This window comes from Thalassobaculum litoreum DSM 18839 (genome assembly GCF_900102465.1).
Classification (GTDB): Bacteria; Pseudomonadota; Alphaproteobacteria; order Thalassobaculales; family Thalassobaculaceae; genus Thalassobaculum; species Thalassobaculum litoreum.
This window is the reverse complement of the sequence record NZ_FNBW01000022.1, coordinates 35,197-48,254: the sequence shown is the minus strand read 5'-3', so window position 1 is coordinate 48,254 and position 13,058 is coordinate 35,197. Positions and strand designations below refer to the sequence as shown.

Genomic DNA, 13,058 nt, shown 5'->3' with positions numbered 1-13,058 from the left:
GGTCGCGCTGACGCTGGTTCCGGCCTGGCCGATCGTGACGGTCCGGGCGTTCGTGCTGTCGTCGCCGACCGAGACGGTCTCGATATTGGCCAGGGTCGTGAAATTGCCGTCGCCGGTGACGTTGACAGTCTCGGTGCCGGCCGCGGTGACCGTTCCGGAGAATTGCGCGAGCTGCGACGCAGCGATGGTGGCCGTAGCGCCGCTGGCCAGGGTCAGGTTCTCGAAGTTGCTGACCGCGGCGCCGGCGATGCTGCCGCCGTCGCCGATCGACAGGGTGTCGGTGTCGCCTTGCCCGTTCAGCGTGCCGGTCGCGGTGAGGGTTCCGACATCGACCGTGTCCGCCCCGCTGCTGCCGGCGAGGTTCTGGCCTGCCGCACCCAGGGTGAAGGTGATTCCGCTTGCGCCAAGCGTATAGCTCTCGACCGCGGCCTTACCGGTGGTGACGGTGTCGCCGCCGGTCGCCGAGAGGGTGACGCTCTCCGTGCCGGCCGCCGTCACCGTGCCGGTGAACGCGTCGTGCTGGGCCACCGTCATGGTGACCGACGCACCGGTCTCCAGGGTCAGGTTTTCGAAGTTGCTGACGGTGGCGCCGGCGATGTTGTCGCCGGTGTCCAGGATCAGCGTGTCAGACCCGCCAGCACCGCCGTTCAGGGTGCCGCTCAAGGTGTCGACCGCCGCGCTCGACTGCACCGTCTGGTTGGCGCCGTCGTTGCCGGTCATGTTCTGGCCGGCGGTCTGCAGGGTGAGGGTATAGGCCCCGTTTAGGACATAGCTCTCGATGTCGGCGTCGGCGAGGACCTGGCCGTCGCCGTCGAGGGTCGTCAGCGTGATGACCTCGGTGCCGGTATTGCCGTTGATCGTGGTGAAGGCGTCGTGCTGCGCTTCCGACATCGTGACGGTGGCGTTGGCCGCCAGGGTCAGCGTCTCGAAATTGGTCAGCGTAAAGCCGGCGGTGGTCAGGTCGCTGCCATTGGCCAGCACGATCGTGTCTGTGCCGGCGCCGCCATTCGCCACCGAGGTGCTGGTGATGTGGCTGGCATCGGCGATGGTCAGGGTGTCGTTGGTCCCGACGAAGACTGAGCTCGAGACCAGGCCGGCGCCAGTGGTGGTGTTGAAGCCCGCCGCGTTGGTTGTATCGCTCACAGAAGCGGACGTGAACGCGATGTTGTCGAGGCCGACCCGCCAGCTGGAGGTGACGGTAGTCGAAACCGTAAAGCTGGTGACACCGTTCCAATCGGTGGGATTGAGGGTGGCGATCGCCCCGACGATGGATCCGCTGTTGTCGGCGAGGACAACCGCGGTTCCGGTATTCGGCGTGAAGACATAGTTGCCTTCGTTGGCAAGGTTCGCGAATTCCCCGATCTGGAACTGCGTGATGTTCACCGCGCTTTCGAAGGTCAGCGTGTAGCTGACCGAGCTGGCGATGACGCCGGGATCCAGGAAGCCGGAGCTGACGCCGGCCATGGGCGTGCCGTCGCTCTTGACGACATGGATCGTCGTGCCGGACTCGTTCGTCGTCAGGGTGTTGACGGTGTTGATCGTGGTGACGATGCCGAATGTCGCCTTCGCCAAGGTCGCCGGGTAGGCGGCTTGCGCCTTCGTACCGAAAGCGAGAGCGCCACGTGCGGGGATGTGCCAGCCGCCGCCCAGATGGGCTGCGCCGACCGGACCCTCGGAGGCCGCCACCGATCGGCCGGTCAGGGCCGTCAGCGCGGCGACGAAGTCAGCGCCGAGCGCTCCCTGCGCCACCGAACAGCCGTACAGCACGATCTCGGCGTCGTCGGACAGCGCGTCTCGGATCGCGGCCATGAGTGCGGGACGCGCGGCCAGCGCCGCGGCGTCGATCCGCTGTCCGGACAGGGCCAGCGCGCCTGGGACGCCGTGCGAAAGAATGTGAAGTGCCGGAACCTCGCGGCGCCCCGACAGGGTCAGCGCGATCGTCGCGATCGGATCGCCGTTCCGGGGGAGTCGAACGACCTCTACATCTGGCCGCAGCCCGGCGAGCAGCGTGGAGACGTTATCGACATCCTGGTCAACGAACAGGATCTCGGCAACGCCTTTCGCGCGAACGATTGCTCGCCGGTTAGGAGACGTCTTCAACATGGTTCGTTCCTTCTTAACGGACTGAGCACTGCGAGAGCGTCAGGTTCGACTTCCGCGTCCATCACCTGCTGATCACCTCGGCCGGGACCGTGAGAACGGGCCGCTCGCCACTGGTTAAAATCAGCGTTAAATTTCCTTTAAATTGTCTGTAATTATACAGAAAAGGCCTTAAAGGGTGCTTAAAGCACTGAGTTAATTTTATGTTTACAACGTCAAATTTCCCACTAATCCGAAGGGGTATTCGTACTGAACACGATCCAATCAGGGGTTGCCGGTGCCTTTGGCGGATCCTGACGCGGGACGCGCCCCGCCCTTCGGTTCAATGTTCACGTGCACAATGGGACAGCACGACGCTTCCAAGGACGACAGACGTGATGGTTAAGTTGCATTCGCATTTTTCCCGGGTCCGGCCATTGCCTCGGCCGCGACTTGGGTTGTCCGTCCGTCGTAGGCTTGCCGGCATGTGCATGGTTGATCGGTTCATCTACCCCCTGGAGTATCGGCCGTGAACCGGGCGTCGCTACGCATGCTTCAGGAAGGCATCCAATGCCAGCGCGCCGGATTTCCCGGTCGTGCGGCCCGGCTGTACCGGCGCATCCCGCCGGACGACCAGCATTACGCCGACGCGCTCAATCTGCTGGGGATGCTCAGTTACGAAGAAGGCCGGGCGGACGAGGCGACGGAGCTGCTCCAGCGGTCGATCCGCGCGAAACCCGACGCGGCAACGGCCTGGGGCAACCTCGGCGGCGTCGCCCACCATTTGGGCAGGCGGCCCGCCGCGATGGCCTGCCACCGCCGGTCGATCATCCTGGCGCCGGAGCAAGTGGACAGTGTCATCGGCCTGTCCCGGCTTGCATCCGAGACCACCCGGATCGCCCTGCTCAGATGGGCGGTGACGGTGTCGCCGCTCGATGAGACGGCAAACCAGGAGATCGGTACGGAACTGGCCGAGGGCGGAGATCTCCCGGCGGCGATCGGCGGATTCCGCCGCGTGCTCGCCGCTCACCCGACCGCGTCCGCCGCGTTGTTCAGCCTCGGCAACGCGCTGCGCGATCTCAAGCGCCCCGGGGAGGCCGAACGGCTGTATCGCCGCACGCTGTGCCTCCTTCCCGGCAGCGGCAACGTGCAGAACAACCTGGGGCTCCTGGCCTTCGTCAGGGCAGACTGGGCGACGGCCGAAGCATGGTTCTCGGCCGCCAGCCGCGGCGATCCACGACTTGCGGCGGCCTGGTCGAACCGCGCACGCACGCTGCAGAAGCTGGGCCGCGAGTCCGATGCGATCCGTCCCTACAAACGTGCCCTGCTGACCGATCCGACAGACATCGCCGTGTGTTGCGAACTCGCCGGGTTGCTTGAGGCCAAAGATTGGGCCCGGCGTGCCATGGCCCTCGACCCGGTCTCGCCACAGCCGTACAGCCGGATGGCCCTGCTCGCGACGAAGAATGAGGGCCGCGCCGGCGTCCTGGACTGGCTGCATCGCGGCGCGGTGGTCCGGCCGGACGATCCGGATGCCTGGTACAACATCGGCGTCGAGCTCGGCCGCGCCGGCGATCCGCAGGGGGCGGTGACCTACGGCACTTATGCGACCCGGGTGAGCGACACCCACGCCCGGGCGCAGCTCAACACCGCGCTGGCCCTGCTGGCGCTCGAGCGGTTCCAGGAGGGCTGGCACGCGCACACCCGTCGCTTGGAAACCTCCGAGGGCGCGGGACTCCGACGGTTCTTCGACATTCCGGAATGGGACGGAGACCCGATCGCCGGCCGACATCTGCTGTTATGGGGCGAGCAAGGTATCGGCGACGAGGTTCAGTTCCTGACCCTGGCGCCGCACCTGCGCCGGCTCGGCGCCCGGCTGACGATCATCACCGAGGAACGGTTGCGCCCGATCGTGCGACGCAGCTTGCCCGACGCGGCGGTGCCCGATGTCGGCCCGCCGACCGGCCGGACGGAGGATCACCACGGCGCCGACCTGCACCTCGCCCTGGGCGACCTTCCGGATCGTCTGCACCTGTTCTGCGGCGGCGAGGCGATCCCAGAGCCCTGGATCGTCCCCGATGCCGACCGGGCCGCCGCCCTGCGGTCGAGCCTGCAGGCCCGGCATCCCGGCAAGCGGCTGGTCGGGATCACCTGGCGGTCGATCGCCCCGAAGACCGGCGGCCGCCGGACCATCGCGCCGGCCCTGTGGCGTGACGTCCTGGCCGTGCCCGGGGCCGCCGTGGTGTCGCTGCAATACGGCGCGGGTCCGGAGGATATCGCGGCCTTCGGGGCCGAGGCCGGACTGCCGATCGACGGCAGCCACGGGGTGGATCCGGTGCAGGATCTCGACGGCCTGGCGGCCCTGGTTGCGGCGATGGATCTGGTGGTCTGTCCGGCCAACAACACGGTTCACTTTGCCGGGGCGCTGGCGAAGCCGTGCTGGACCCTGGTGCCGACCCGGCCCGATTGGCGCTGGGGACTCGGCCGGTCGGACTCGCTCTGGTATCCGCGGACGATCGTCTATCGGCAGGAGACCGACGACGACTGGTCGCCCGTCATGGCCCGGGTCGCCGCCGACCTCGCATCCTGGATCGCTCAAGGAGCCCCTTAAGCGGCCCTCGTCGGATACAGGCGAAACATGTGAGATGAATGGTGCTGCCGGAGAGATTTGAACTCTCGGCCTCTCCCTTACCAAGGGAGTGCTCTACCCCTGAGCTACGGCAGCATCCTGCGGCGGGTGAAGGGCGATGGCTCGGACCGCCGACCCGCGAGGCGCGCATACATGCCAGAGACACTTGCGGGGTGCAAGTGCGTTATCGCCCCGTCGTCGCCCGGCATGATAGGAAGGGGCGAGACGGCGCCGGCCGCGGTAGCGGCGCCTTGGACGATCCCCACATGCCCCGCAGACGGACGGAGAGACAAGAATGGCCGAGGACAGGCAGCGCGCCGGCGCGGCGAAACCCACCGGCACAGGCCGTCCCGGGACGGGCACGGGAAACCGGACCGGCACCGGTCCCGCAGAAGGCCCCGGGGCCGGAAAGGACGCGCGCACCGCCCGCCTGGAACAGGCCCTGCGCGCGAATCTGCGCCGAAGGAAGGCGCAATCGCGCGCCCGGACCGACGCGGAAGCCCCGGCGAAAGACGAGGACAAGCAGGAATAATCGGCGGAATGCCACGGTTTCGCCCGAATGGGGGTGCATCCACAAGGCGTCGCGCTTGAGCCCTCCCGCCCCCGTCGGTTAGAACCGACCAAACAACATGTTGTGTGATCCATGGACCAGATTCGAGTGCGTGGCGGACGCCCGCTTCGCGGGACCATCCCCATCAGCGGTGCCAAGAACGCTGCCCTGCCGCTGATGGCGGCCAGCCTGCTGTCCGGCAAGCCGGTCAAGCTGACCAATGTCCCGGATCTGGCCGACATCGCGTCGATGACCAGCCTGCTGCGCCAGCACGGGGTGCGGATCGACCGCGACGGCGGCGACATGGCCATGGATGCCGCCCGGATCGACAGCACGGTCGCCCCCTACGATCTGGTGCGCAAGATGCGGGCCTCGGTCCTGGTGCTCGGTCCGCTGGTCGCGCGCTTCGGCCAGGCCCAGGTCTCGCTGCCCGGCGGCTGCGCCATCGGCAACCGGCCGGTCGACCTGCACCTGAAGGGCCTGACCGATCTCGGCGCCGAGGTGAACATCGAGGCCGGCTATATCGAGGCCAAGGCCCCGGGCGGCCGGCTGCGCGGCGGGCGGGTCACCTTCCCGTTCGTGTCCGTCGGCGCCACCGAGAACCTGATGATGGCCGCCGCCCTGGCCGAGGGCGAGAGCGTGCTGATCAACGCCGCCCGCGAGCCGGAGATCAGCGACCTCGCCAAGCTGCTCACCGCTATGGGCGCGGAGATCGAGGGGGCGGGCACCGACACGATCCACATCCAGGGCAAGCCGGAGCTCGGCGGTGCCGAGCACAAGGTGGTCGCCGACCGGATCGAGACCGGCACCTATGCCATGGCCGTCGCCATCGCCGGCGGCGACGTGGTCCTGACCGATACCGACCTGGTGCTGATCGACGCGGCGGCCGAGACCCTGCGCCGGGCCGGCGTCACCCTGGAGACGGTCGAGGGCGGCATCCGCGTCGCCCGCGGCGAGGACAGGGTGCTGGGCGTCGACATGATGACCGAGCCGTATCCCGGCTTCCCGACCGACCTGCAGGCCCAGTTCATGTCGCTGATGACCGTCTCCCAGGGCGCCTCGATGATCACCGAGACGATCTTCGAGAACCGCTTCATGCACGTGCCGGAGCTGTCGCGCATGGGCGCCAACATCACCGTGCATCACGCCTCGGCCATGGTCCGCGGCGTCGAGACGCTGAAGGGCGCCCAGGTGATGGCGACCGACCTGCGCGCCTCGGTCTCCCTGGTGCTGGCCGGCCTCGCCGCCGAGGGCGAGACGGTGATCAACCGCATCTATCACCTGGACCGCGGCTACCAGGACCTGGTCGGCAAGCTGTCCGCCTGCGGCGCCGATGTCGGCCGGGTAGCGTCCGAACGGGCCGCGGCGGAGGAATAGCCATGGCCCGTCGCCCTGCACTCACGCCATTCGGGGACAAGGGGCGGGACCGGCCGCTGCGCGTGCGGGCCGAGGACCTCGAGGACCTGACCGTGGTCGCGGCCTATCTGCAGGACGCCATCGTCCCCGTCTCCGAGATGAGCTACGAGGCCGCGGAGCACCGCTTCGTCCTCGTCGCCGGCCGTTTCCGCTGGGAGATCGCGCCGGACGGCACCGTCGCCGAAGGCCAGGACACGCCGTTCGAGCGGGTGCATACCGGGATTCGCTTCGAAGGGGTGCGCAATGTCCGCACCCGGGGCATCGACCGGCGCGATCCGGGGCAGATGCTGAACCTGCTGTCGCTGGCCTATGCCGACGGAACCGTGGACCTGGTCTTCGCCGGCGACGCGACCATCCGGCTTGACGTGGACAGCCTGTCCTGTCACGTGGAGGATCTCGGCACTCCCTGGCCCACGGTGTTCCGCCCGTCCCATGACGATGGTGACGACAAGGACGGAGCGCCCAAGGCCGACTAAGTGCCGGTGGCGCCAAGGTTTTCTACGGGACGACACCTCGTGAACGCGAACGACAAGCTTGTATTGGCCGTGCCCAAGGGCCGGATCCTGAAGGCGATCGCACCGCTGATGGCGCGGGCCGGGGTCGAACCGGAGGACGCGTTCTTCGACGAGGACGCGCGTCAGCTCCAGTTCGCCACCTCCGATCCGAATCTCGACATCATCCGGGTGCGCAGCTTCGACACCGCGACCTTCCTGGCCTTCGGCGCCGCCCATCTCGCGGTGTCGGGCTCGGACGTGCTGATGGAGTTCGACCATCCGGAGATCTACGCCCCGGTGAACCTGGATGTCGGCCACTGCCATCTCGCCGTCGCCGCCCCGGCGGATCTGGCGGCCAACGAGGACCCGCAGCGCTGGTCGCACCTGCGCGTGGCGACCAAGTATCCGAATGTCACCCGCCGCTACTTCGCCCGACGCGGGGTCCAGGCCGAGTGCATCAAGCTGAACGGCGCCCTGGAGCTCGCCCCGAATCTGGGCCTGTGCCGCCGCATCGTCGACCTGGTGCAGACCGGCTCGACCCTGAAGGCCAACGGCCTGGTGGAGATCGACCGGATCGCCGATGTCAGCGCCCGTCTGGCGGTGAACCGCACGGCGCTGAAGACCCGGCCCGGGCCGGTGAACGATCTGATCTCCCGGTTCCGGGAGGCTGCCCGTGCCGCGTAGGCTGGCGACCGGCGAGGCCGGATTCGCGGCGGCGTTCGAGGATCTGGTCAATTCCAAGCGGGAGACCGAGACCGAGGTCGGCGACGTCGTCGCCGCGATCATCGCCGCCGTCATCGAGGGCGGGGATTCCGCGCTGATCGGCTATACCCGCCGCTTCGACCGGTTCGATCCGGCCGAGACCGGGCTGGCGATCGGTGCGGCGGAGATCGAGGCCGCCGTCGCCCGGATCGATCCGGAGACCCGGGCCGCCCTGGAACTCGCCGCCGAGCGGATCGAGAGCTTCCACGCCCGCCAACTTCCCACCGATTTCGAGATCAACGACCCGGCCGGCCTGCGCCTCGGCCTGCGGTGGACGTCGATCGACGCGGTCGGCCTGTACGTGCCGGGCGGGACCGCCGCCTATCCGTCCTCGGTGTTGATGAACGCCCTGCCGGCCAAGGTCGCCGGCGTGTCGCGCCGGGTGATGGTGGTGCCGACGCCCGACGGGGTGGTGAACGATCTGGTGCTCGCCGCCGCCCGCATCGCCGGCATCACCGAGATCTGGCGGATCGGCGGGGCCCAGGCCGTGGCCGCGCTCGCCTACGGCACCGAGAGCATCGCCAAGGTCGACAAGATCGTCGGTCCCGGCAATGCCTATGTGGCCGCCGCCAAGCGCCATGTCTTCGGCAAGGTCGGCATCGACAGCATCGCCGGCCCGTCGGAGATCCTGGTCGTGGCCGACGCGCAGAACGACCCGTCCTGGATCGCCATCGACCTGCTCAGCCAGGCCGAACACGACACCGCGGCCCAGGCGATCCTGATCACCGACGATGCCGATTTCGCCGACGCGGTGGTCGCTTCGGTCGAGGACCACCTCGCCACGCTGCCCCGTGCTGAGATCGCCGCGGAGAGCTGGCGCGCCCATGGCGCAGTGATCGTCGTCGGTTCGATGGAGGAGGTGCCGACCCTGGTGGACCGGCTGGCGCCGGAGCATCTGGAACTGGCGGTCGAGGATCCGGACGCCCTGTCGAACCGGATCCGCCATGCCGGCGCGATCTTCCTCGGCCGGTTCACGCCGGAGGCGGTGGGCGACTATGTCGCCGGCCCGAACCATGTGCTGCCGACCGCGCGCACGGCCCGGTTCTCGTCGGGTCTCGGCGTGATCGACTTCATGAAGCGAACCACCACCGTCGCGGCCGATGCCGATGGGCTTGGCGCGGTGGGGCCGGCAGCGATTAGACTGGCGGAGACAGAAGGCCTGGACGCGCATGCGCGTTCGATCGCGGTTCGACTGAACCGGCGCTGAACAGCTAAGGAGGGCGCATGTCGGGTGACGGCTCCGACACCGCGCCGCTGGATCCCACCGGCGATGACGCGCGGATTGTGCACATCTCCCTCGACGAGCGCACGGTGGTCCGCCGCAGCGCCGAGGTCGAGCAGGAGCGCGCGATCGCCGTCTACGACCTGCTGGAGGACAACCGATTCCGCCCGCACGAGGCCGGGGCCGGCCCGTACCACCTGCGGCTCTCCGTCGAGGAGAACCGGCTGATCTTCGACATCCGCGACACCGGCGACACCCCGATGACCCGGGTCCAGCTGCACCTGGCCCCGTTCCGCCGGGTCGTGAAGGACTACTTCCAGATCTGCGAGAGCTACTACGAGGCGATCAAGCGGCTGTCGCCGTCGCAGATCGAGGCGATCGACATGGGCCGCCGCGGCCTGCACAACGAGGGCTCGCAGATGCTTCGCGACCGGCTGGAAGGCCGCATCGCGCTCGACCATCCCACCGCCCGGCGGCTGTTCACGCTGCTCTGCGTCCTGCATATCCGGGGATGAGCCGGTGGCGGTGACCGATCCCTTCGCGACCATCCAGCAGCCGAGCGCCGTGCTCTTCGCCTGCAGCATGAACGCGGTGCGCTCGCCGATGGCCGAGGGCATCCTGAAGGCCATGGCCGGGACCCGGATCTATGTGGATTCCTGCGGCGTGGGTCGCGGGGATCTCGACCCGTTCGTGATCGAGGTGATGAACGAGATCGGCATCGACATGGGACGCCACCGGCCGAAGAGCTTCGACATGCTGGAGGACGGGTTCTTCGACGTCATCGTCTCGCTCTCGCCGGAAGCCCAGCACCGGGCGATCGAACTGACCCGGACCATGGCCTGCGATATCGAATACTGGCCGACCCTCGACGTCACCGTGATCGAGGGCAACCGCGACACCCGGCTCGACGCCTACCGCGCGGTGCGCGACAGCCTGGTGGAGCGGATCAAGGCGCGGTTTGGGTATCTCGACTCACCCCAACCGTCGTCCTGACGCACGTCAGGATCATGCCTCAACCGTCCGGGTCATGGTCCTGGATCAAGTCCAGGACGACGGAAGGTTATTCGGTCCTGTCCCCCTGGTTGGCGAATTCCAGCAGCACATCCGCGTGGCACGGTCCGTCCAGTGGGCACCAGCAGGCCAGACGCAGGCCGCGCAGATCGTCCAGGCGGGCCAGGATCTCCGCGCGCCTGTCCGGGGCGACATCCCGGTGGTCGGTGCCGGCCAGCCAGGCTCGGAAGGCGGCAACCACGGGCGGCCGCCAGTCGCCGGTGCCACCGGCCTGCCGGAACCATTCCGGGGTGAACGGGTTACCAAAGACATGCGGCCGCGCGACGCTGCGCGCATCCGGCGGCAGGCGCCATCCAGCCCGGCGGCTCAGGCGAAGGCGTTCAGGCATTTGTCCGGCCCGTTGATCTCGACGGTTTCACGCGCGATGGTGACCGGTGACGTTCGGGAAAACAACTTGACCTTTGACCCCGGCACCCGCACTTAAGGCACGCTCAAAACCGCGACAAGGAGCGATAATGGCAAAAGAAGACATGATCGAGTTTTCCGGCACTGTTGCCGAACTGCTGCCGAACGCGATGTTCCGCGTGAAGCTGGATAACGACCACGAAGTTCTCGCCCACACCAGCGGCAAGATGCGCAAGAACCGCATCCGCGTGCTGGCCGGCGACCGGGTCAATGTCGAGATGACCCCGTACGACCTCAGCAAGGGTCGGATCACTTTCCGGTTCAAGTAACCGTTCAGGGCTGGTCCGTACGATGACCGCCCCGCTGGTCTTGCGCCCGCCCCAGGGCGCCCCGTTCATCCTCGCATCCGCTTCCCCCCGCCGCAGCGCGCTGCTGGCGCAGATCGGGCTCGTGCCCGACCGGGTGGACCCGGCCGAGGCGGACGAGACCTCCTACCCCGCCGAGAAGCCCCGCCCCTATGCGGCACGCATGGCCCGGGCCAAGGCCGAGGCCGTCGCCCCGCGCCATCCGGGATGCTTCGTGCTGGCGGCCGACACTGTGGTCGCCTGCGGACGCCGCATCCTGCCCAAGGCGGAGAGCGCGGCCGAGGCGCGCCGCTGCCTCGACCTCCTGTCCGGCCGGCGCCACCGGGTGCTGGGCGGGATCTGCCTGATCGACCCCCGGGGCCGCCCGCATGAGCGGGTGGTGGAAACCCGTGTCGGCTTCAAGCGGCTGTCGGAAGCGGAGACGGCCGCCTATCTGGCGTCCGGCGACTGGTCGGGCAAGGCGGGCGGCTATGCCGTGCAGGGGCTGGCGGCCGCCTATGTGGACTTTCTCAACGGCTCCTATTCCAACGTGGTCGGCCTGGCCCTGGCGGAGACCTACACGCTGCTGAGCGGCCTCGGCTTCTCCCATGTCCGGAGCCCGGACGGGGCGCCGGTGTGAGCCCCGCCGGCCGCGCGATCCTCCACGCCACCCCCGGCGTCACCCGGGTTCTCTTCCTGCAGGGCGGCGAGATCGTCGAGATCTGGGTCGAGGGCGACGACGCCCCGAGCCTGATCGGCGGCGTCGCCCTAGTGACCGCCCGCACGGCGGGCGGCGCCTCCGTCGCTGACCTGCCGACCGGTTCGGGATATCTGCGCGACGGCAGAGCCAATGACGGCGAGAAGCTGATCGTCCAGGTCACAGGCGACGGGCCGGGCGGCAAACGTGCCGTCCTGCGTCGGCGGGTGGAGCTCGCCGGCGACGGCGTGGTGCTCACCCCGTTCCAGCCGGAACTCGGCATCGCCGCTACGGTGACGGGCAAGGCGCGGCGAGCGGCGATCCGTACCGCCGTCGCACTGGCGCTGCCCGACGGCATCGGGGCGATGGTCCGCAGCGCGGGGGCCGACCGGCATTTGGAGGACCTGGCCGCAGAGGCCGCCCGCCTCGCCGGTCTCTGGCAAATGATCACGGACAAGGCCACCCTGGAAACCCCGCCCTGCTGGCTGCTGCCACCGCCGGACCTCGCCGATCGCGCGGCCGCCCACCTGCCCGGCGCGGAGATCGTGGTCGACCGCGACGGCGCCGCCTTCCGCGCCGCCGGCGGCGAGGAGGCGCTGGACCGCGCGCTCGCCCGCAGCGTGGCGGTGGCCGACGGCATCGCTCTGGTGGTCGAGGAGGCGGAAACCGCGACGCTGATCGACGTGAACCTGGCCCGCTCACCGCGAGGCGAGGCGCTGGTGGGGGCCAATATCCAGGCGGCCGTCGGCGCGGCGGCGGTCGCCCGGCTGCGCGGGCTGCGGGGTACCCTGCTGATCGACCCGCCGCGCATGCGGGGGCGCGCGGACCGGGACCGGGTCGCCGCCGCCCTGGCCGAGGCGACGGCTTCGGACCCGGCCCCCTGGCAGATCCTCGGCTGGACGCCGGGCGGCATGCTGGAATGCCTGCGCGAGTCGCCCCGGCGACCGCTGTCGGAAGACATGCTCTCGCCGTTGGGGGAACGGCGGCGCTCGGCGCGCGCGCGGGCCTGGACGGCGCTGGCCCGCCTGGCGCGGGAGGTCGGCGGCATCGCCCGGCCGCGCCTCAGCGTGCCGGAAGATGTCGCCGGTTGGCTGGAGGGACCCGGCGCGTTTATCGTGGCCGCGGAGCGACGGCGGCTCGGCGCGCTCACTGTGGCGGCGGACCCGACGCTCGGCCCGGAAGACAGCCGGATCGACGGCAACGGATAGCAGAGAGGAGCGATGGGCGAGATCCACCCGATTGGCAAGGCGCGCAAACTGAAGTGCCCGATCTGCGGCAAGCCGAGCGAGGCGACGGTCCGGCCGTTCTGCTCGCCGCGCTGCAAGCAGGTCGATCTCGGCCGCTGGCTCGGCGAGACCTACCGCATCCCCAGCGAGGACGTGCCGGACGAGACCGAAATCGACGCCCTGGTCGCCCGCCTGGAGCGCGGCGAGGAATAGGGCCGGCGTT

General features: G+C 69.0%; 14 protein-coding genes and 1 tRNA gene. 12 read left to right on the top strand and 3 right to left on the bottom strand.

Features of this window, described 5'->3' with window-relative positions:
* The coding region (locus BLS34_RS24105; RefSeq protein ID WP_093154502.1) for a DUF4347 domain-containing protein at positions 1-2,103 on the bottom strand (2,103 nt) is incomplete at its 3' end.
* Positions 2,104-2,608: 505 nt separating this feature from the next.
* Here BLS34_RS24105 and BLS34_RS24100 point away from each other — a divergent pair.
* The gene (locus BLS34_RS24100; protein ID WP_139189458.1) at positions 2,609-4,690 is read left to right on the top strand and encodes a tetratricopeptide repeat protein; all 2,082 of its coding nucleotides are present in this window, start codon (positions 2,609-2,611) and stop codon (positions 4,688-4,690) included.
* A gap of 39 nt (positions 4,691-4,729) precedes the next feature.
* On the opposite strand, the gene BLS34_RS24095 is transcribed toward BLS34_RS24100, so the two are convergent.
* Positions 4,730-4,804 (bottom strand) — tRNA-Thr (locus tag BLS34_RS24095).
* 199 nt (positions 4,805-5,003) lie between these two features.
* Between BLS34_RS24095 and BLS34_RS24090 the strand changes: the two genes are divergently transcribed.
* The 7 genes from BLS34_RS24090 to BLS34_RS24060 all read left to right on the top strand — a co-directional run bounded on the left by BLS34_RS24090 (position 5,004) and on the right by BLS34_RS24060 (position 10,145).
* A complete protein-coding gene (locus BLS34_RS24090; protein WP_093154497.1) occupies positions 5,004-5,240 on the top strand; it encodes a hypothetical protein in 237 nt (78 codons plus the stop codon).
* Positions 5,241-5,351: 111 nt separating this feature from the next.
* Positions 5,352-6,635: a UDP-N-acetylglucosamine 1-carboxyvinyltransferase gene (gene murA, locus BLS34_RS24085; protein WP_028795319.1), complete on the top strand. Its 1,284-nt coding sequence runs from the start codon at positions 5,352-5,354 to the stop codon at positions 6,633-6,635.
* A gap of 2 nt (positions 6,636-6,637) precedes the next feature.
* Entirely contained in the window at positions 6,638-7,150 is a 513-nt protein-coding gene (locus BLS34_RS24080; RefSeq protein ID WP_051244961.1) for a DUF2948 family protein, read from the top strand.
* A 39-nt stretch (positions 7,151-7,189) separates the two neighbouring features.
* Positions 7,190-7,852, top strand: coding sequence for an ATP phosphoribosyltransferase (gene hisG, locus BLS34_RS24075; protein ID WP_038015154.1), 663 nt, complete (start codon positions 7,190-7,192; stop codon positions 7,850-7,852).
* Positions 7,842-9,137 (top strand): histidinol dehydrogenase, encoded by a 1,296-nt coding sequence (hisD, locus tag BLS34_RS24070; protein ID WP_093154494.1) that lies wholly within the window; start codon positions 7,842-7,844, stop codon positions 9,135-9,137. The genes hisG and hisD overlap by 11 nt, the downstream gene beginning before the upstream one ends.
* Positions 9,138-9,154: 17 nt before the next feature.
* Positions 9,155-9,667, top strand: a complete 513-nt coding sequence (locus BLS34_RS24065; protein ID WP_051244962.1) for a UPF0262 family protein — start codon at positions 9,155-9,157, stop codon at positions 9,665-9,667.
* A 10-nt stretch (positions 9,668-9,677) separates the two neighbouring features.
* Positions 9,678-10,145 carry an arsenate-mycothiol transferase ArsC gene (locus BLS34_RS24060; RefSeq protein ID WP_028795324.1) on the top strand — a complete coding sequence of 156 codons (468 nt, stop codon included), beginning with the start codon at positions 9,678-9,680 and terminating at the stop codon, positions 10,143-10,145.
* Positions 10,146-10,212: 67 nt separating this feature from the next.
* On the opposite strand, the gene BLS34_RS24055 is transcribed toward BLS34_RS24060, so the two are convergent.
* Entirely contained in the window at positions 10,213-10,551 is a 339-nt protein-coding gene (locus BLS34_RS24055; RefSeq protein WP_028795325.1) for a DUF4326 domain-containing protein, read from the bottom strand.
* A 127-nt stretch (positions 10,552-10,678) separates the two neighbouring features.
* Here BLS34_RS24055 and infA point away from each other — a divergent pair, with 127 nt between their 5' ends.
* From infA to BLS34_RS24035, 4 genes are read left to right on the top strand one after another with little or no spacing between them, the layout of a single operon-like run.
* Complete coding sequence (infA, locus tag BLS34_RS24050; protein ID WP_028795326.1) at positions 10,679-10,897, top strand: translation initiation factor IF-1; 219 nt, start codon at positions 10,679-10,681, stop codon at positions 10,895-10,897.
* 22 nt (positions 10,898-10,919) lie between these two features.
* Positions 10,920-11,552, top strand: coding sequence for a Maf family protein (locus BLS34_RS24045; protein ID WP_093154492.1), 633 nt, complete (start codon positions 10,920-10,922; stop codon positions 11,550-11,552).
* Positions 11,549-12,817 (top strand): ribonuclease E/G, encoded by a 1,269-nt coding sequence (locus BLS34_RS24040; RefSeq protein WP_093154490.1) that lies wholly within the window; start codon positions 11,549-11,551, stop codon positions 12,815-12,817. The genes BLS34_RS24045 and BLS34_RS24040 overlap by 4 nt, the downstream gene beginning before the upstream one ends.
* 12 nt (positions 12,818-12,829) lie before the next feature.
* On the top strand, positions 12,830-13,048 hold the full coding sequence (locus BLS34_RS24035) for a DNA gyrase inhibitor YacG (protein ID WP_028795329.1): 219 nt from the start codon (positions 12,830-12,832) through the stop codon (positions 13,046-13,048).
* The last annotated feature ends 10 nt before the right edge of the window (positions 13,049-13,058 follow it).